Source organism: Saccharopolyspora sp. NPDC003752 (assembly GCF_053605825.1).
Genome location: NZ_JBSGJZ010000027.1, coordinates 50387 through 66656 on the forward strand (window position 1 = coordinate 50387; position 16270 = coordinate 66656).

22 protein-coding genes and 1 tRNA gene are annotated in these 16270 nt (G+C 68.3%); 12 read left to right on the forward strand and 11 right to left on the reverse strand.

The annotated features are described in order from the left end of the window. Positions 1-152: 152 nt before the first annotated feature. Together ACWEV3_RS29330 and ACWEV3_RS29335 are read right to left on the reverse strand one after the other, a co-directional pair. Entirely contained in the window at positions 153-989 is an 837-nt protein-coding gene (locus tag ACWEV3_RS29330; protein WP_452616971.1) for a DUF4253 domain-containing protein, read from the reverse strand. A gap of 91 nt (positions 990-1080) precedes the next feature. Beyond that, a complete protein-coding gene (locus ACWEV3_RS29335) occupies positions 1081-2130 on the reverse strand; it encodes a medium chain dehydrogenase/reductase family protein (protein WP_452616972.1) in 1050 nt (349 codons plus the stop codon). Between the two features lie 89 nt (positions 2131-2219). On the opposite strand from ACWEV3_RS29335, the gene ACWEV3_RS29340 reads away from it, so the two are divergent. Next, positions 2220-2900, forward strand: coding sequence for a TetR/AcrR family transcriptional regulator (locus ACWEV3_RS29340; protein ID WP_452616973.1), 681 nt, complete (start codon positions 2220-2222; stop codon positions 2898-2900). A gap of 115 nt (positions 2901-3015) precedes the next feature. On the opposite strand, the gene ACWEV3_RS29345 is transcribed toward ACWEV3_RS29340, so the two are convergent. From ACWEV3_RS29345 to ACWEV3_RS29355, 3 genes are all read right to left on the reverse strand, one after another. Further along, positions 3016-3216, reverse strand: a complete 201-nt coding sequence (locus ACWEV3_RS29345; RefSeq protein WP_358582926.1) for a DUF1918 domain-containing protein — start codon at positions 3214-3216, stop codon at positions 3016-3018. An 83-nt stretch (positions 3217-3299) separates the two neighbouring features. Continuing rightward, positions 3300-3728: a hypothetical protein gene (locus ACWEV3_RS29350; RefSeq protein WP_452616974.1), complete on the reverse strand. Its 429-nt coding sequence runs from the start codon at positions 3726-3728 to the stop codon at positions 3300-3302. Positions 3729-3866: 138 nt separating this feature from the next. After that, positions 3867-4697: a metal-dependent hydrolase gene (locus ACWEV3_RS29355; RefSeq protein ID WP_452616975.1), complete on the reverse strand. Its 831-nt coding sequence runs from the start codon at positions 4695-4697 to the stop codon at positions 3867-3869. A 189-nt stretch (positions 4698-4886) separates the two neighbouring features. Between ACWEV3_RS29355 and ACWEV3_RS29360 the strand changes: the two genes are divergently transcribed. Continuing rightward, on the forward strand, positions 4887-6107 hold the full coding sequence (locus ACWEV3_RS29360; RefSeq protein ID WP_132486334.1) for an NADP-dependent isocitrate dehydrogenase: 1221 nt from the start codon (positions 4887-4889) through the stop codon (positions 6105-6107). A 169-nt stretch (positions 6108-6276) separates the two neighbouring features. Here ACWEV3_RS29360 and ACWEV3_RS29365 read toward each other — a convergent pair whose 3' ends face one another. After that, a complete protein-coding gene (locus tag ACWEV3_RS29365; RefSeq protein ID WP_452616976.1) occupies positions 6277-6834 on the reverse strand; it encodes a TetR/AcrR family transcriptional regulator in 558 nt (185 codons plus the stop codon). 100 nt (positions 6835-6934) lie between these two features. Here ACWEV3_RS29365 and ACWEV3_RS29370 point away from each other — a divergent pair, with 100 nt between their 5' ends. After that, positions 6935-7843: a TIGR03620 family F420-dependent LLM class oxidoreductase gene (locus ACWEV3_RS29370; RefSeq protein WP_452616977.1), complete on the forward strand. Its 909-nt coding sequence runs from the start codon at positions 6935-6937 to the stop codon at positions 7841-7843. A gap of 7 nt (positions 7844-7850) precedes the next feature. Here ACWEV3_RS29370 and ACWEV3_RS29375 read toward each other — a convergent pair whose 3' ends face one another. Next, the gene (locus tag ACWEV3_RS29375; RefSeq protein ID WP_452616978.1) at positions 7851-8204 is read right to left on the reverse strand and encodes a VOC family protein; all 354 of its coding nucleotides are present in this window, start codon (positions 8202-8204) and stop codon (positions 7851-7853) included. A gap of 154 nt (positions 8205-8358) precedes the next feature. Here ACWEV3_RS29375 and ACWEV3_RS29380 point away from each other — a divergent pair, with 154 nt between their 5' ends. The 6 genes from ACWEV3_RS29380 to ACWEV3_RS29405 all read left to right on the forward strand — a co-directional run bounded on the left by ACWEV3_RS29380 (position 8359) and on the right by ACWEV3_RS29405 (position 11579). Then, the gene (locus ACWEV3_RS29380; RefSeq protein WP_452616979.1) at positions 8359-8667 is read left to right on the forward strand and encodes an SH3 domain-containing protein; all 309 of its coding nucleotides are present in this window, start codon (positions 8359-8361) and stop codon (positions 8665-8667) included. Between the two features lie 64 nt (positions 8668-8731). Beyond that, on the forward strand, positions 8732-8932 hold the full coding sequence (locus ACWEV3_RS29385) for a DUF4177 domain-containing protein (protein WP_452617042.1): 201 nt from the start codon (positions 8732-8734) through the stop codon (positions 8930-8932). Between the two features lie 68 nt (positions 8933-9000). Beyond that, positions 9001-9075 (forward strand) — tRNA-Val (locus ACWEV3_RS29390). 212 nt (positions 9076-9287) lie between these two features. After that, a complete protein-coding gene (locus ACWEV3_RS29395; RefSeq protein WP_452616980.1) occupies positions 9288-10193 on the forward strand; it encodes a hypothetical protein in 906 nt (301 codons plus the stop codon). 353 nt (positions 10194-10546) lie between these two features. Next, complete coding sequence (locus tag ACWEV3_RS29400; RefSeq protein WP_452616981.1) at positions 10547-10996, forward strand: RICIN domain-containing protein; 450 nt, start codon at positions 10547-10549, stop codon at positions 10994-10996. A gap of 280 nt (positions 10997-11276) precedes the next feature. Next, positions 11277-11579: a hypothetical protein gene (locus tag ACWEV3_RS29405; RefSeq protein WP_452616982.1), complete on the forward strand. Its 303-nt coding sequence runs from the start codon at positions 11277-11279 to the stop codon at positions 11577-11579. A gap of 127 nt (positions 11580-11706) precedes the next feature. Here the strand turns inward: ACWEV3_RS29405 and ACWEV3_RS29410 are convergent, their stop codons facing one another. Next, the gene (locus tag ACWEV3_RS29410) at positions 11707-11994 is read right to left on the reverse strand and encodes a hypothetical protein (protein WP_452616983.1); all 288 of its coding nucleotides are present in this window, start codon (positions 11992-11994) and stop codon (positions 11707-11709) included. A 707-nt stretch (positions 11995-12701) separates the two neighbouring features. On the opposite strand from ACWEV3_RS29410, the gene ACWEV3_RS29415 reads away from it, so the two are divergent. Then, on the forward strand, positions 12702-13100 hold the full coding sequence (locus ACWEV3_RS29415; RefSeq protein WP_452616984.1) for an SSI family serine proteinase inhibitor: 399 nt from the start codon (positions 12702-12704) through the stop codon (positions 13098-13100). Between the two features lie 289 nt (positions 13101-13389). Here the strand turns inward: ACWEV3_RS29415 and ACWEV3_RS29420 are convergent, their stop codons facing one another. Then, a complete protein-coding gene (locus tag ACWEV3_RS29420; RefSeq protein WP_452616985.1) occupies positions 13390-13806 on the reverse strand; it encodes a hypothetical protein in 417 nt (138 codons plus the stop codon). A 476-nt stretch (positions 13807-14282) separates the two neighbouring features. On the opposite strand from ACWEV3_RS29420, the gene ACWEV3_RS29425 reads away from it, so the two are divergent. Both ACWEV3_RS29425 and ACWEV3_RS29430 read left to right on the forward strand, forming a co-directional pair. Further along, complete coding sequence (locus ACWEV3_RS29425) at positions 14283-14585, forward strand: hypothetical protein (protein ID WP_452616986.1); 303 nt, start codon at positions 14283-14285, stop codon at positions 14583-14585. A gap of 324 nt (positions 14586-14909) precedes the next feature. Further along, positions 14910-15176, forward strand: a complete 267-nt coding sequence (locus ACWEV3_RS29430; RefSeq protein ID WP_452616987.1) for a hypothetical protein — start codon at positions 14910-14912, stop codon at positions 15174-15176. A 312-nt stretch (positions 15177-15488) separates the two neighbouring features. On the opposite strand, the gene ACWEV3_RS29435 is transcribed toward ACWEV3_RS29430, so the two are convergent. Both ACWEV3_RS29435 and ACWEV3_RS29440 read right to left on the reverse strand, forming a co-directional pair. Next, entirely contained in the window at positions 15489-15764 is a 276-nt protein-coding gene (locus ACWEV3_RS29435; protein WP_452616988.1) for a hypothetical protein, read from the reverse strand. A gap of 131 nt (positions 15765-15895) precedes the next feature. Continuing rightward, complete coding sequence (locus ACWEV3_RS29440; protein WP_452616989.1) at positions 15896-16210, reverse strand: hypothetical protein; 315 nt, start codon at positions 16208-16210, stop codon at positions 15896-15898. Between the last annotated feature and the right edge of the window lie 60 nt (positions 16211-16270).

The following is a 16270-nucleotide window of genomic DNA, read 5'->3' on the forward strand; positions in this document are numbered from 1 at the left end:
CAATGGAAATCGGACCTTCGATTTCCATTGAAATTGCGGCGGAACACGGCACCGGAACCGATTTTCGCAGGTCAACACCCGTGAGCGTGTTGGGTTGCTATAGCGCCCCAAAGCACTCACGGGCCTCTAGCGGGTGAGGCGGGGCGTCGGGCTCACTCCCACCAGAAGGACCAGGTGCGGCGGCCGCGGATCTCCTGGGCGTAGGCCTCGATGGTGCCCGTCTCCTGCAGGATCCGGTCCGGGCAGAAGGTCCAGTGCTCCGCCGCGACGGCCGCGGCGTGGTCCGCGTCCTGCGGCGGCGCCGCCACGCTCAGGTCCAGCCGGTCCGGGCCGAGGCGCAGCAGCCGCGCCCCGAACCGCTCCTCCCAGCTGCGGGCCATCGCCGAGAGCCCGGCCGTGCGCGACACGTGGTTCGCCGCGCCGGACCAGCCCAGCGCCGTCAGCACGTCCGCGCCGCGCCGCACCGGGATGAGCGCGAGCCGGGTGTCGGCGTCGATGAAGCGCGGCAGCTGCTGGTTGGCCAGGACGTCCGGATCGGCCAGCAGGTTCCCGCCCCGCGCCGGTCCCGGGCAGTTGTAGTCGAACGGCGCCAGTACTTCCAGGTCGTACGCCGGGCCGAGCTCGTCGTCGGCCTGCACCAGGCCGTCCCAGATCCGGGCCATCACGTCGACCACCCGCCAGCGGTCGATGTGCTCCAGCGGTTCCGGGGGCACGACGCCGACCGTGCACCGCTCCCCGTAGACCTCGTCGCTGTCGCACAGCAGCAGCGGCAACAGCCCGGTGATGCGGTGCTCGGCACGAAGGGCGGCGACGAGCTGCGGCGCCGGGGCGTCGTCGCTGATCCAGCACAGCGGCTCGGGGTTGTCGGTGAGGGTGGTCTGCTCGGTCAGGACCTCGCCGGGCGGTAGCGGGACGGAAACTCCTGCACCGGTGCCGAAAACCGCGGACAGGTCGGCAGGAGCCCCCGCTTGCCGGTCGTCTCGCAACACTTCACCGCCTCCTAGGCAAACGCCCCTCGTCGCGGACCACCTTAGAGCCTGGCCTCGACCCGTTTCGCGTGGCGTGCGCAGCCCGCGGCCGTCAAGCCCCGGCGGGATCCGGGGAAAGTCCCGGGATCAGCAGGATCCGGCCGGTCCGGCTGCCCGAGATGTGCAGGTCGAGCGCGCGTGCCGCGGATTCCAGCGGCAGCCGCTCGGCGACCAGCGGCCGCAACTGTCCACTGGCGACCATTCGGAACAACCCGGCCAGGTCCGTCCGGAACTGCGCGTTCGGCCTGATGTAGTACATCCGGGCGCGCCGGCCGCCGGTGCGCCCGAGCAGCCGCGCCAGCTCCCACCGGGCGAGCCGCCGGGTCAGGCCGAGGTAGGGGCGCCACCACGGCCCGTCGTCGTGCAGCGTCGCCGAGCTGCCGTAGGCGTGCAGCGAGCCACCCGGCGCGAGGAGTCGCCAGGACCGGTCCAGGCTCTCCGGGCCGAGCGGGTCGAAGATGGCGTCCACCCCGCCGGGCGCGAGCTCGGCCACGCGGCCGTCGACGTCCTCGGTGCGGTGGTCGATGAGCTCGATGCCGATGTCCCGCAGCGCTTCGTGCCGGCTCGCGGACGCCGTCCCGATCACCCGCGCGCCGGCGGCGACGCCGAGCTTCGCCAGCAGGACGCCGACGCCGCCGCCGACGCCGTGCACCAGCACTGTCTGTCCACTTCGGATCTTCGCGGCGCGGTGCAGCATCTGCCAGGCCGTGACGCCGTTGACGATCATCGCGGCCGCGTCGCCGGCCTCGACCCCGTCCGGCACGGAAACCAGTTCGGCGTCCTGGATTTCGGCGTACTCGGCCCACGCGCCGGTGCGCGGCATGGCCGCGACCCGCTGGCCCGGCCGCCACCCGGTGACCGCCGAGCCGACCGCGACGACCTCGCCGACCAGGTCGTAGCCGGGAACGAACGGGAACTTCGGCTGGGCCGGGTAGCGCCCGCGCAGCATCTGCACCTCGGCGAAGGACACCCCGGTGGCTTCGACCCGGACCAGCACGCCGTGCGGTCCCGGCGCGGGCGGCGCGCTGCGCCGCGTGGTGACGACTTCGGTCCCGCCGAGGCCGGTGAGCACGATCTCGGTTCCGGTGGTGGGAATGGTCATGACGCCTCCAGATAACAAGCTCGTTTGATTGTTAGAAGTTCTAACATGACTATGAGCCTGTTACGGTGTGGGTGTCAAGGGGAGGGGACATGGACGCAGCGCCGCGCAGCCCGCGGGAGCGGTTCCGGGAGCAGATCCGCAACGAGGCCAAGCGGGTCGCGCTCGACCAGCTCGCCGAATCGGGGCCGGCAGGGATCTCGGTGAACGCGATCGCGAAGCGGATGGGCATCACCGGCCCCGCGCTGTACCGGTACTTCGACAGCCGGGACGCGCTGCTGACCGATCTGGTCGTGGACGCCTACAACGATCTCGGCGATGCGATGGAAGCCGCGGCGCAAGCGTACGCCGACCAGTTACCCGCGACGAGGTTCCGCGAACTCGGCGCCCGGTTCAGGTCCTGGGCGCTCGCGCAGCCGCACCGGTACCTGCTGCTGTTCGGCACGCCGGTGCCGGGTTTCCAGGCCCCGGAACTCACCATCGGCCTCGCCGACCGGGCCTTCCGGCCAGTCCTCGACGTCGTCGCCGACCTGGCTCCCGGCGGACTGCCCGCGGAGCGCACCGCGTTCGACCGGCAGCTCACCGCCTGGCGCGAGCGGCGCGGCGGATCATCGCTTCCGCCGGCCGTCCTGCAGCGCGCGCTGCTGGCCTGGTCGCGGATGCACGGCTTGATCAGCCTCGAAGTGGAGGGGCAGTTCGGCGCGATGCTCGTCGACCCGGAGCCGCTGTTCCGGGCGGAGCTGGAATCGGTACTCGACCAGCCCTGGCAGTGAGGCGGCTCCTCGGGGGCGCCTCGCTGGGGGAGAGGTCTTGAACTGCGAGGCGACGCCCGGAGGAGCCGCGCGACTCGGACGGATCCGCCGTCCTGCGAGGCGGAGCGGCCGGGAGTCAGTCCCCTTCGCGGGGACGGGGAGTCTCGATCGAGCAATCGCCGCCCGGGAAGACCAGGCCCTCGTGGCCGTCCTTGAACCGGACCTTGTACGGCGGGGCGCCGTCCTCGCCGCGGACCTCCAGGATCTCGGCGACCTGGTCGGCCTCGTCGACGTGCCTGCTGTGCACGTGCAGTCGATCACCAACGGCTGCTTTCATCACCCATCACCTCCGCGGTCCCAGACTAAGTGACCGGGGCCACACCGCGCATCGGGTGCGCCGCGGAGGTGCGGGCGGCCGCCTCAGTTGCCGATCTGCGAGCAGGTGGTGGTCACCTGCTGGTACCGCTCCAGCTGGGCGGTGGTCCACTCCGCGCTCGACTCCAGCGTGATCTCGCCGGAGGCGACGCGCTGCACGGACTGCTCGACCTCGAGGAGGTTCTGGCGCAGCGTCTGGTCGGGCGTCTGCTCGGCCAGCTTGCGCAGTTCCTCGGCCTTCGCCTCCGCGTCGGCCTTCGCCTGTTGCGGGTCGGCGAAGTTGGGCATGAAGCTCGCGACGTTGATCGCCTGCGCGCAGGCGGAAACCGCATCCAGGTTCTGCTGCGCCTGCTGGATCTGCTCGTCGGCGTTCTGCAGGCCCTGCTGAACCTCCTGAACCTGGCCGCACGCGGCGAGGCCGGTCAGCAGCGGCAGCGACAGGGCTGCCGCCACGAACCTCTTTCGAGCTCGCATCTTCCCTCCGGGGCTTCGGGCGACGCCGAAGTGGTGCCGCTCTTGTACCCTATCGACCCCGGAACGAGCGATGGGCGAAATGTCGCATCCAGCGGGCCCGAGATCGGCCAAATCCCGTGGATTCGGGAGCGGAACCGATCAGGACGGGGAGATCCAGGCCATGACCTCGGGCGGCAGGTCGAGCTGGGCGATCCACGGGGCCGCGCCGATCCGGTAGAGGACGACGGCGCTCAGCACCACTGCGGCGATCGTCAGGCCCGGGCCGACGAGCACCATCTCCACCTTGCCGCCGGTGCGCATCCGCATCGCCTTCGGCGGCGCCACCGGATACCAGGTCTTGCCGCTCAGCGGCACCGGCCAGAGCATCGGACAGCCCTGCTCGGTGATCGCGTCGCCGATGAAGTGCGCGATGCAGCCGATCATCACCGCCACCCCGAAGGCCGCGGCGTTGGTGGGCTGGTCGCCGGCCCAGGCCCAGCAGGCGAGGGTGAGCAGCACCGAGGCCACCGTGATCATCAGCGCGTCCTTGCTGGACGACCAGGTGTGCAGGAGCCCGCGGACCGCGAGCCCGGCGAAGAAGAACATCAGCACGCCGAGCGCGGTGCCCTGGCTGGTCTGCACGATGGCCGTGGTGATCAGCCCGGCGAGCACGGCGAAGACGACGGTGTGGGTGAAGCCGCGGTGGGTGCCCTCCCGGTTGCTGTCGTGCTTGGTGCGGGTCAGCCGGTAGACGAAGCCGCTGAAGCCGCTGATCCCGGCCGACGCGCCGCGCGAGACGGCGCCGAAGGTGCTGGCCACCGTCGACTTCGGGTGATCGATGTCGGGCAGCAGCGCGGCCCCGGCGGACAGCGTGGCCCCGACCACCCAGGTCTTCGGGGATAATTGCCCCAGCGCGTGAGTGTCGGCCAGGGCGGTCACTGCCGCCCAAGCGGCCACCCCGCTCATCGCGTGCGTCGGTCCGGTCGCCACGGCCCCCTCCAAGATCGCTCGGTCGAGTGTCGAGCGTAGAAGAAGATCACGACACCTGGTCGCGGTCGGGAACAGTGGCGCAACGCGCGTCCGCCGGGGTGGTGGCGGACGACGGGGGCAAGGCACAATCGAAGCCGATAGCAGTACGCTTGTACCGCTTGCATTCTCGCGAGAGGAGCACCCCGCCACATGAGCAAGATCAAGGTCCAGGGCACCGTAGCCGAGCTCGACGGCGATGAGATGACCCGGATCATCTGGTCCTTCATCAAGGACAAGCTGATCCACCCGTACCTGGACATCAACCTCGACTACTACGACCTCGGCATCGAGCACCGGGATGCCACCGACGACCAGGTCACGGTCGACGCGGCCAACGCCATCGCCAAGCACGGCGTCGGCGTGAAGTGCGCCACCATCACGCCGGACGAAGCCCGCGTGGAGGAGTTCGGCCTGAAGAAGATGTGGCGGAGCCCGAACGGGACGATCCGCAACATCCTCGGCGGCGTCATCTTCCGCGAGCCGATCGTGATCTCCAACATCCCGCGCTACGTGCCGACCTGGACGAAGCCGATCGTCATCGGTCGTCACGCGCACGGCGACCAGTACAAGGCCACCGACTTCAAGGTCCCCGGCCCGGGCACCGTCACGGTCACCTACACCCCGGAAGACGGCGGCGAGCCGATCGAGTTCGAGGTCGCCAAGTTCGGTGCGGACGGCGGCGTCGCGATGGCGATGTACAACTACCGCAAGTCGATCGAGGAGTTCGCGCGCGCGTCCTTCCGCTACGGCCTGGAGCGCGGCTACCCGGTCTACATGTCGACCAAGAACACGATCCTCAAGGCCTACGACGGCATGTTCAAGGACGTGTTCCAGGAGATCTTCGACAGCGAGTACAAGGCCGAGTTCGACGCCAAGGGCATCAGCTACGAGCACCGGCTGATCGACGACATGGTCGCCAGCGCCCTGAAGTGGGAGGGTGGCTACGTCTGGGCCTGCAAGAACTACGACGGTGACGTGCAGTCCGACACCGTGGCGCAGGGCTTCGGCTCGCTGGGTCTGATGACCTCGGTCCTGATGACCGCCGACGGCAAGGTGGAGGCCGAGGCCGCGCACGGCACGGTCACCCGCCACTACCGCCAGCACCAGCAGGGCAAGCCCACCTCGACCAACCCGATCGCGTCGATCTTCGCCTGGACCCGCGGCCTGCAGCACCGGGGCAAGCTGGACTCGACCCCGGAGGTCGTCGGCTTCGCCGACACGCTGGAGAAGGTCGTCATCGAGACCGTCGAGAGCGGCAAGATGACCAAGGACCTGGCGCTGCTGGTCGGTGGCGACCAGGCGTTCCAGACCACCGAGGCGTTCCTCGCGACGCTGGACGAGAACCTCCAGAAGAAGATGGCCAACCGCTGATCTTCCGCACCGCGAACGCCGCTCCCCACCAGGGGGGCGGCGTTTTCCGCTTTCCGGGGCGATGCCGCCGTCCGTCGCCCGACAGGTGTGAGGGTGGGTAACCCGCAATTTCCATTGAAATCGAACCTTCGATTTCAATGGAAATTGCGGTCCCTCCGTCCTTCTGCGGTCAGGGGTCGATGCCCTCGACCAGCAGGGTCAGGAAGCGGTCGATGCTGTTCGGGCTGTGCTCGCTGGCCCATGAGATCGACGCCACCAGCAGCAGGAGTTCGCTCGCCAGGAGATCGGGGCGGACCTCGCCGGCCTGCTGGGCGCGCGCGAGCAGCTGTTCCCCCACTTCCTGCATCGCGTGGCAGGACGCGTAGAGCCGGGACTCCTCGTCGTTCAGCGTTGCCATCACGGAGGCGGGCAGCCCCTGGTACCTGTTCGACGACCTCGCGAATTCCCGCAGCCAGGTGACCAGCGCGGTCCGCGGCGACTTCGCGCCCAGCAGGTCGGCGCCCATCTCGCACAGCGTGGCGAAGCGGTCGTGCAGCAGTGCTTCGAGCAGGGCGTCCCGCGTCGGGAAGTGCCGGTAGAGGGTGCCGATGCCGACTCCGGCGCTGCGCGCGATCTCCTCCAGCGAAGCGTCGGTTCCGCGCTCGCGGAAGGCGGCCTCGGCTTCCGCGAGCAGCCGTTCGTAGTTCCGGCGCGCGTCGGCCCGCATCGGGCGTCGCTCGGTCGTCATGTGCTCACCCATCGGGAATCTCGTTGCCAACCGGAGGAACCCTCCGTATTGTTCGCGGAGAACCGGAGGATGCCTCAGCTTAATCGGAGGGCGGCAGAACATGTCCCACGCGCAGCACGACCCCGGCCGGCTCGGGATCTGGACGTTCGCGTTCGATCCGCACCCCGCCGCGCGGGTCCGCGATGCCGCGGCGGAACTGGAGGAACTGGGCTACGGCGCGGTGTGGTTCGGGGAGGCGTTCGGCCGGGACGCGGTGTCCCAGGCCGCGCTGCTGCTCGACGCGACGAAGCGAATCGTCGTGGCGACCGGTATCGCGAACATCTACCTGCGGGATCCGATCGCCATGGCGGCCGCCGAACGCTCGCTCGGCGAGCAACACCCCGGCCGGTTCGTGCTCGGCCTCGGCGGGCACCGGGTTCCCAGTTCGCCGACCGCGCTCGCCGGCTACCGCATCCCCTTCAGCGGCAAGCCGGTGTCGAGCATGCGCGACTACCTCGACAACCTGGACGAGGTTCCGCTCAACGCCGCGGCTGCAGCGGTGCCACCCCGACGAGTCCTCGCCGCGCTCGGGCCGAAGATGCTCGATCTGGCCGCCGAACGAACCTGGGGAGCGCACACCTACTTCGTGCCCGTCTCGCACACCGCGATGGCGCGCGAACGCATGGGCGCCGCGGCGTACCTCGCGGTCGAACAGCCCGTCGTGCTCGACCTGGACCGGGATCGGGCTCGCCGGACGCAGCGCGAGCACGTCGGCGGCTACCTGCAGGCCCCGCACCAGCGGAACAACCTGCTGCGGCTCGGCTTCGGCGAAGCGGACCTCGCCGACGGCGGCAGCGACCGGCTGGTCGACGCGATCGTCGCCGGCGCCGACATCGAGAGCATCGCCGAACGGGTGCGGGGGCACTTCCAGGCCGGTGCCGACCACGTCTGCCTGCAGGTCCTGACGGCGACGCCGGGCGAACTGCCGATGTCCCAGTGGCGCGAGCTGGCGGCGCTCGTCCAGGGGTAGCGGGTGCTCAGGGGGCGAAGGCGCAGAACCCGTTGCCCTCGGGGTCGGCGAGGATGTCCCAGTCGATCTCCTCGTCCCGGGCCCGGACCAGGGTCGCGCCCAGCGCGAGCAGTTCGTCGCGGTCGCCGACGACGTCCAGGTGCATCCGGTTCTTGCCGTTCTTCGGCTCGCGCACCGGGTTGAGCCAGATCAGCGGCCCGACGCCGGCCGGGTCGACGATCGGCACCGGCCACTCGGCGGGGCGATCGCCGGCGTCGGCGAGGCCGTCCCGGCGGACGTAGCCGATCGCTCGGCACCACCAGTCCGCCAACGCCTGGTGGTCGAGCGCGTCCAGTGCGAGGTCCTTGAAGCGTGCGGGCATGCCGGGATTCAACCGGACTACCGCCTGCGCACGGGTGCCGGGCGGGCGACACCCGAGCCGCTGAACCGGGCGTGCCGACGGGTGCCCGGGGTTCCGCGCTCGCATCCGGGCCGGTTATAGCTGGTTTGAACAGTGCCGGACCAGGAGGTGTGCCGTGTTCCTGTTGCCTCGTCCGTTGTTGCTCATCGGTGCCGGTGTGCTGGGGGTGAGCTACCTGGCCGGCACCGGCCAGGCCGGGTTCGGCGTCGGAGAGTCCGGGCCGTGCACCTTCCACGTCACCGCCGACGTCCTCAACGTCCGCTCCGGGCCCGGTTCCGGGGAGGACCGGGTGGGCAGGCTGGGCCACGGCGAAGAGGTGACGGCGACGCCCAACGTGGTCGGCGGCTTCCGCGATCTGGGTGGCGCGCGCTGGGCGGCCACCGAGTTCCTGGCGCCCGTGCCGGGCAGCTCCTGCGACCCCTGACGGAACCGGCGCGCGGTGCGCATCGTTGGACTCCTGGGACGTGTTCGAACGGACGGGAGTGCCGATGCCGTACCAGTACAAGGTCGTGGAGCTCCGGGAGAAGTGGCTCGGCGGCAAGATGTCGGGCGACAAGCTGGAGCGGGTCCTCAACGACCACGCAGCCGAGGGCTGGCAGCTGAAGGCGATCACCGGGGCCGACGTCAAGGGGCGGGTCGGCCCGGGTGGCGTCGAAGGGCTCCTGGTCACCTTCGAGCGCCAGGCGTGAGGCGGGGTGGTGCACGGCCGCTTTCGCGGGTCGGCTAAGCTGAACCCCGCAAGCGGCCGAGCCGCTCGGCGCGATTAGCTCAGCGGGAGAGCACTACCTTGACACGGTAGGGGTCACTGGTTCAATCCCAGTATCGCGCACCACCATTCGAACCCTGTCGGTGATCTCCACCGGCGGGGTTTCGTCATTCCGGCGGGGTTCGAGGCCGCGCCGATTCGGCGTCCACTGTGGATCCGGCGGGGTCGACGTGTCGACTTGTTGCCCGATGGGGAACCTGTCCTGCTCTGTCGGTGACAGTGCGCATCGGCCTGATTACGTTGGTTCGGACCAACATCCCCGAGCCCCGAGGTGGGACATGCGCAGCAGGGCGATCGCGGCAATGGTGCTGGCGCTGGCGGCGGTGGCCCCCGGTGTCGCCAGCGCGGGGAATCCCGCGCCGATGGCGGATCCGCCGCCCGCCACCTGGCAGGAGCACTGGTTCGAGCACGACCAGAACCTGCGGTTGATCGACCACAACGACACGGTGGCGCTCTACTTCGACCAGGACGTCGACCCGGCCGCGCGGGAATGGCTGATGCCGTACCTGACCTCGATGTGGCAGTACTCCCAGCAGACCTACGGCAACTCCGGCAACCAGATGACGGCCGACCGGCTGTACTCGATCCACCACGAGGGCAAGTACTACGGTGGCCACCCGTCGACCGTCTACGACGAGTCGCACGACTTCCGCAACGTCAGCGACGTCGGCGGCGACGACTGGACCACGCCGCAGTACGAGATCGTGACGCACGAGGCGGGGCACGTCGTCGAGAGCATCGCCGCCGGGAAGCACGGCTCGCCCGCCTTCGGCCTGTGGGGCGACAGCAAGTGGATGGAGTTCTACATCTACGACGTCTACAAGTCGCTCGGCATGGCGGCCGAGGCCGAGGACTTCTACAACCGGAAGACCGCCGACGACCACGTGGACGACTTCCCGCGCGCCGGCACGCACTGGTTCCGCGACTGGTTCCACCCGCTGTGGCGCGACCACGGCGGCGCCCAGGTGATGGTGCGCTACTTCGACCTGCTGGGTCGGTACTTCCCGGCCAACGGAGAGGAATTCGCCCGCGACATGAACTGGGGCGAGTTCGTGCACTTCATGAGCGGCGCGGCCGGGGTGAACCTGAAGGGCCTCGCCACCGAGGCGTTCGGCTGGCCCGCGGCGTGGGAGGAGCAGTTCCTCCAGGCACAGCGGGACTTCCCGGACATCCGGTACTCCTGACGGGGGCACCGCGCGGCCGCCCGGTCCCGTCACCTCACGCGATCGGGTAGCCGCGAGCGGGGACCCCGGCTAATCTGAAAAAAGAGTCACTTTTCGCATTTTTGAGCGTTGCCGAAACGTGTCCATTGAGGACCGTTATCTGCTTTGATCTAGGCGTCGTTACCGATGCCGCGCAGTGGCCACACGTTGTAGTGACCCGGTGCGATATTTCCTTCCAGTGCTGGTAGAGATCTTATTCGGACGGTCGGAAAACCGATCGCCAGTCCCGAAGAAGTTTCTGTCTGGAGGGGTTTGTAATGACGCGTGCTCGCTGGATGTTCGGTGCTATCGGTGCTCTGGCTGCGATTTCTCTCGTGCCGGCGGGAGCCCAGGCCGCTTCGACTCCTGCCCCGGCGTACCCGGGAGCGGAGATCAGCAGTGTCGTCGACGGGTCCCGGTGGGTCGACTTCGGCAGCGACTCGGTGGTCAAGACCGCTCCGTTCGGTGTCCTCGGCGACGCCGGCAAGTGGGTCGTCTCCGACCGGTTCGACGGCAGCTGGACCATTCGGAACCAGCAGACGAACCGCTGCGTGCAGGCCAACGCGGAGGGCGGGCCGCAGGTCCTCTCCCTGCCGTGCCAGCACGGAAACCCGAGTCAGGACTGGGTTTTCTCGCGGGATGAAAACGGCTGGATCATCAGCCCGAAGCTGGACCAGGACGTCGCGGTGGCCGTCGAGCCGCACGCTCCGGCGGGCAGCTGGCTGAAGCTCGAACCGCGCTGGCAGTCGTTCGGCAACACGAACGTCTTCCGGTTCGACGCCTGAAGCTGATCCGGCCGGCCCCGCCGGGGCCGTGGTAAGCGACCCGCTGATCCGACGCGCGCAGCCGCCGGATCAGCGGGTTTCTTCATGCGCGCGGGTCCGGTGATCACCATTTGGAGTGATCAAGATGTTTCGCTCCGCCGCCGAATGTCAATGCGCCGGTAGGTTTCTGTTGCCCCATTTCGGGGTGCGGATTCCAAGGTGCCCGGGCGCTTCGCAAATTCCGATCGCCGCGGAGCGCCCTGGACGGCGAAATCGATTGGTCTACGAAGGGAATCGGTTGATGAGTACTGCGAAGCAGACGCTCGCCGCGGCCGCTGTGGCGTTGCCGCTGCTGCTGATGGCCTCCGGCACGGCGCTGGCCGCCAACGGTCCTTCGGGGAGCCCGCCGAAGGCCTCCTGGATCGTGAAGCAGACCCAGGAGCAGGCCGAGCAGAACCACACGGTGCAGAACAACATCAACGTCTCGCCGATCACCCAGGTCAGCAACGGCAGCAAGGGTGAGCAGTCGGCGCTGACCTGGACCCAGCAGAACAACTACAACAGCTCCGAGCAGTCCGAGGGCGAGCTGCAGGACGAGGACTAGTCCGGTGCAGCCGGGCGAGCACCGCGGCTACGGGTGGGGATGAAAAGGGGCTTGGCCCGGCGAGGGAATCGCCGGGCCAAGCCTTTTCAGATGCGGGAGGACTGCGAAAGCGAGGGGGCCGCTATCGTCACCAGTCTTCCTGCACGCCGACCTCGGTCTGGTCGGTGTCGGCGTCGTTGGACTGGTTGCTCCAGCTCACCGAGTTCGCTTCACCGCTGCCCACGTTGAACGTGTACTGCGTCGGCACGTTCACGTTGGCCTGGTCGGTGTCAGCATCCTGGTTCTGAGCCTGGAACTGGTTGTCCTTGATGTTCCACGGGTGGTGGCCACCGTCGGCCAGCGCCATTCCCGGGGCACCGAGCATGATGGGGAGGCCCAGAGCAGTAGCAGCGATGACGCGCTTGGCAGAACGCATAACTATTAATCCCCTTCGTACTGACTTGAACAAGTGACGCCGCAGGAACCGCTGGCAGACTTTGTCGGGATGAAAAGTCAGTGGATTCCCATCGGATTAAGAAACCCTGCCGCAGCGGGGCCATCTAGAACATAGCGTGGCCGCAAAGCCGTGCAACCCGAGATTTTGGTGGCTCACCTCATCTGATGATCTCGATCGGTTCGCTCGCGCAACGGGCCACCTGACGGAGATCTGCGCCAGGAGCAAGGCATTGCGCAGTGCAGCAGTCCGCCGCTCGACTGCGTCGAGACGATCACGCGATCGGCAGGCCGTGCCCGGTTGGGGGCGCGTTGCGGCTACGTTCCGTCGGTGGTTCCGGGTGTGCATTCGATTTGCGTGGCTCAGGCGTCATCGCGGCCGATGTCCGCTCGGAATAGGAGAAATCGACGTGAAACACCGTCGCTTCTTTTCGGTCCGGGACACCGGCGGGTTAATGGGGAATACAGGGTGTCGCCGAGCGGCCCGATGCCGTCGCCGAATCGGAGCGGGTAGATCGTCGCGGTGGACAGGCCGGGCGCGAGATCGCCGCTCGGCGGTGGCTGGCCGTAGCGACGACCGCTTCGAGGGAGCCCGATAGGTGATCGTTTGGACTTCGCGCGGAGAGATCGTTCGGCGTGCGGTAAGGAGGACGGGGGTTTTCTTTTCTGTTCGGACGGAGGATGCAGGAAATGACCGATTCCCGGTTGCTCGGACGCGGTGTGGTCAGCGTCTTTTTCGCTGCTGCGGTGCTGGTTCCAGGAGTTGCTTCGGCCACGTCCGACGGTGCGGGGCAGAGCACCTTGAAGCTGACGGTGACGGAATCCCAGAAATCCCGGACGGTCACGCTGACCTGCGATCCGGCGCGAGGAGAGCACCCGCGTGCGACCGATGCGTGCACGGAGCTGCAGCAGGTGGACGGGAAGTTCGAGCGGTTGGACCCAGGCGAGCCGAAGAGCTGCACCAAGGAGAGCCGACCGGTGAACGCGTCCGCGGAGGGCACCTGGCGCGGCCAGCCGGTCGGATACCAGGTGATGCTGGCCAATCCTTGCGCGCTGAAGGCCGCGACCGGTTCCGTGTTCGACTTCTGATCAACCGTGCCGCCGCACCCCAGGGATTGCCGAAAGGCAAGGAGTGCAGCGTGAAAGTCGCCGCCCGTGGTCGCGCACGCCACGCGGCGGAACCAAGGTGGGATCGCATTCGCAGGGCGTGACTCTGGCCCTTCGGCCCGCCTGCGCCGCACTCGCAGTGGCTTCACCGGCAGGCCCGGTGAAGCCACTGGTTACTTTTCCGGCGATGTGATTCCCGGCCGACCGCGGCAGAAAGTCGGGGAGCGGAATTCCTCCCGCTCCCCGACTTTCTGCTGCCTGCTGATCCCGGTCAGCAGCGTCCCGCGATGGTCCGGTCGAAGATGACGGTCGGGCCCGTCGCCACGACCACCCGGGAGCTCTTGCCGTTGGCGATGCCGACGCTGTTGATGGACATGCCGTTTCCGCTGACGGAGCCGCTGGCCCGCTGTTCCCCGTCCACCGTGACGACGTAGGGGTGCTGCTGGCCGTCGTTGGTGGCGCTGCGGACGGTCAGCCGCACCGTGGCCGACGCGGAATCCTCCTGCCCGGCGGTTTTCAGTGCTGCCGCCAGGAACGGGAGGTCGGCCGCGTGCAGGCACCTGGACTCGCCCACCTCGACGGTCAGCGGTGGCCCGGCCGCCCAGGCCGTCGCGGCGACCACCGAGGCGCCAGCGGTCAGAGTTCCCAGCGCGGCCAGCACGACTGCCGTCTCGCGGCGAATTCCCATGACTTGCCTCCTGAAACGTGATTCGGATCGTGAGCAGTTACGAACGCTAGGGGCGGCCCGCTCGCCGTGCCCGGTGGACAGTCCCGGCATGGCCCCAACGTGCGACCTCCGACGGTCTGGATTTCTGGGGACCGACTTGCGCAAGTCGCCTGTGGGGCAATGGTTTTCGCGGAACTCTTCTTGATCGTTTTGTGATCGGGATCGAGATTCTACTTCTTGATCTTTTTCCTCGCGGTGGATCTCCTTCATCTGATCAGTTGAGTTGTGCGAGATCGCTTCCCGGTGCGTCGGACGCACTGCGTGATCGTGCATCCTCACGGGTGGCGCATGATTCTCTTTGGTGTGGCCCGACATGCCGGACCGGCCAAATCAATGGCAATGTTTGTCGTGCCGGTCGGCGCACCCCAAATTCCCGGAATTCCGGGAACGCAACCTGCCGGTCCGGCGAATGTCCAACATGGATGGGAGCTATAGGAATGCGTACTTCGATTCGCCTTCTCGGTGTCACCGCTGCTGCTGCTGCGATGCTGGCCATGGGCTCGCCCGCCTTCGCTGACGGTGGCAAGCACCACGGCAAGGGCGGCAAGGACGACCACTCGGTGACCGCCTCCGAGGCCACGGGTGGCAACGGCAAGGGTGGCAACGGTGGCATCGGCGTGAACGTCCTGTGTGGCATCGGCGTCGGCGTCCTCGGCGAGGGCAAGGGCTCCTGCTCCGCTGGTGACGGTGGCAACGGTGTCGGTGGCGACGCCGACTCCAGCGCGTACAGCGAGGACTGATCAGGACGCGGGCGACCCCCAGCCCGCACGTCCCGATGAGAGCGTGTCGACCGGTCTGCGAGCCGGTCGGCACGCTCTTTTTTGTTGGGGCAACGAGTTCCGGTCGCACCTACGGGTGACTGGTGCGTCGATCTGCATGTCGCTGGAGGCGTTCCGCGGGCTCTGGTGAAAGGGTCCACGCGTTGATCTCGGTACCGCCGAATCCCTTCTGAGCAGTGGCGGCGGAGCCGTTCAACCAAAGTGGTGTTCATCAGATTGGAGTTCGCAGTGCGCAGGTCTGTTCGTGTTCTGTTCGCCGGGGCCGCCGCAGTCGGGTTGATCGCGATGGGAGGGTCGCCGGCGCTGGCCGCCAAGGGCAAGGAGAAGGCGTCCGACGACGACTCCACCGTGACCGCTGCGGCCGAAGGTGGTGCCGGCGGAAACGGCGGCAACGGTGGCTTCGGGGTCAACGTTTGCCCGTCCATCGCGTTGCTGGCTCCGGCGAAGGCCGACTGCGGCGCGGGCAACGGCGGCAGCGCCAACGGCGGTGACGCCGAAGCCACCGCGGAAGACGACAGCAAGGACCGGAAGTACTCCAAGGACGACGAGTGATCCTGGGAATTTCCTAGGGCGCGGAAGCCGCGTCGGTCGCTGCGCGGCCGACGTGTCGCGCCCGAGGTTCTCGCTGGTAGCGGGCAGGCCACGTCCGAAGAAATCCCACGGCCTGCCCGCTTTTCGAGCGTAAGGCCGCCGGTTCGCCCGCGATCGGCCGAACCGGCGAAGCCGCCCGGATCGGGCGATCCGGGCGCGCGAGGTCTGGATCACAATGGACAGTTCGGATCCTCGGTATTCATGAAGATGTGTCGGCCTCCTGGTGGAGACCGACACATGTTCATTTCTAGCGCTGCGAGCTATTTTCGGGCGTCAGTCCTCGTCGTCGCCGTGCTTCTTGGCATCGGCGTCCGCGGATCCGTTGGAGCTCGTGCCGTTCGGTGCCACCGAGCACTCGGCCGTGATCTGGCCGCCGGTGAGGGAGAGCGGTCGGCAGATGCTGAAACCCTGGCCGGCTTCGCCGTCGCTGCCCGGTTTTTCGGTGGTGCTCCGCTCGGCCTGCGCGACCGGCTGGGTCGCCAGCCCGGCCGCCAGCACGCCGACGCCGAGCGCGGCGGCGGTGCCGAGGAGGCGTGCAGAAATGATCACTAGTACTCCGTTCCACGTCGTCGCCCCGAACTCGTCATCGGCAGCAGGCCTGGCGTTCCGGTTCGGGGCGAAGACTTCGGTCGGCCGGACTGCTCCCGTTCGGGCGGGAGCGCCGGACCGCGATTCCGGTGTCAGTCGTCGGATTCGGTGTCCCGGCTGTCGTCCTCAGCCTCGGCCCACGCGTCGCCGCCGTTCGCGCTGCCGCCGTTGCCGGCACCGCAGTGGGCTTCGGCCTTCGCGAGGATGCCGATCGCCGGGCAGATGTTCACGCCGAACCCGCCGTTGCCGCCATTCCCGCCCTCGCCGCCCTGGGCCGCGGCCGTGACGGTGGAGTCGTTGTCGGACTCCTTGTGCTTGCCCTTGGCGGCCAGCGCCGGGGAAGCCCCCATCGTGAGCAGGCCGACGGCCGCGACCCCGGCGAACAGGGCACGGGTTGAACTGCGCATGTCAGACTCCGATCTGGATTTTTCCGGTGGTGTCAGGGCCGGCCGCGATTCGTCGGGGCG

What these genes read in the sequence shown, in the direction of transcription:
- ACWEV3_RS29335 (WP_452616972.1), bottom strand. Translation starts at nt 2,130, where the DNA reads ATGACCATTCCCACCACCGGAACCGAGATCGTGCTCACCGGCCTCGGC.
- ACWEV3_RS29340 (WP_452616973.1), top strand. Translation starts at nt 2,220, where the DNA reads ATGGACGCAGCGCCGCGCAGCCCGCGGGAGCGGTTCCGGGAGCAGATC.
- ACWEV3_RS29345 (WP_358582926.1), bottom strand. Translation starts at nt 3,216, where the DNA reads ATGAAAGCAGCCGTTGGTGATCGACTGCACGTGCACAGCAGGCACGTC.
- ACWEV3_RS29350 (WP_452616974.1), bottom strand. Translation starts at nt 3,728, where the DNA reads ATGCGAGCTCGAAAGAGGTTCGTGGCGGCAGCCCTGTCGCTGCCGCTG.
- ACWEV3_RS29360 (WP_132486334.1), top strand. Translation starts at nt 4,887, where the DNA reads ATGAGCAAGATCAAGGTCCAGGGCACCGTAGCCGAGCTCGACGGCGAT.
- ACWEV3_RS29365 (WP_452616976.1), bottom strand. Translation starts at nt 6,834, where the DNA reads ATGACGACCGAGCGACGCCCGATGCGGGCCGACGCGCGCCGGAACTAC.
- ACWEV3_RS29370 (WP_452616977.1), top strand. Translation starts at nt 6,935, where the DNA reads ATGTCCCACGCGCAGCACGACCCCGGCCGGCTCGGGATCTGGACGTTC.
- ACWEV3_RS29375 (WP_452616978.1), bottom strand. Translation starts at nt 8,204, where the DNA reads ATGCCCGCACGCTTCAAGGACCTCGCACTGGACGCGCTCGACCACCAG.
- ACWEV3_RS29385 (WP_452617042.1), top strand. Translation starts at nt 8,732, where the DNA reads ATGCCGTACCAGTACAAGGTCGTGGAGCTCCGGGAGAAGTGGCTCGGC.
- ACWEV3_RS29395 (WP_452616980.1), top strand. Translation starts at nt 9,288, where the DNA reads ATGCGCAGCAGGGCGATCGCGGCAATGGTGCTGGCGCTGGCGGCGGTG.
- ACWEV3_RS29405 (WP_452616982.1), top strand. Translation starts at nt 11,277, where the DNA reads ATGAGTACTGCGAAGCAGACGCTCGCCGCGGCCGCTGTGGCGTTGCCG.
- ACWEV3_RS29410 (WP_452616983.1), bottom strand. Translation starts at nt 11,994, where the DNA reads ATGCGTTCTGCCAAGCGCGTCATCGCTGCTACTGCTCTGGGCCTCCCC.
- ACWEV3_RS29415 (WP_452616984.1), top strand. Translation starts at nt 12,702, where the DNA reads ATGACCGATTCCCGGTTGCTCGGACGCGGTGTGGTCAGCGTCTTTTTC.
- ACWEV3_RS29420 (WP_452616985.1), bottom strand. Translation starts at nt 13,806, where the DNA reads ATGGGAATTCGCCGCGAGACGGCAGTCGTGCTGGCCGCGCTGGGAACT.
- ACWEV3_RS29425 (WP_452616986.1), top strand. Translation starts at nt 14,283, where the DNA reads ATGCGTACTTCGATTCGCCTTCTCGGTGTCACCGCTGCTGCTGCTGCG.
- ACWEV3_RS29430 (WP_452616987.1), top strand. Translation starts at nt 14,910, where the DNA reads ATGGGAGGGTCGCCGGCGCTGGCCGCCAAGGGCAAGGAGAAGGCGTCC.
- ACWEV3_RS29440 (WP_452616989.1), bottom strand. Translation starts at nt 16,210, where the DNA reads ATGCGCAGTTCAACCCGTGCCCTGTTCGCCGGGGTCGCGGCCGTCGGC.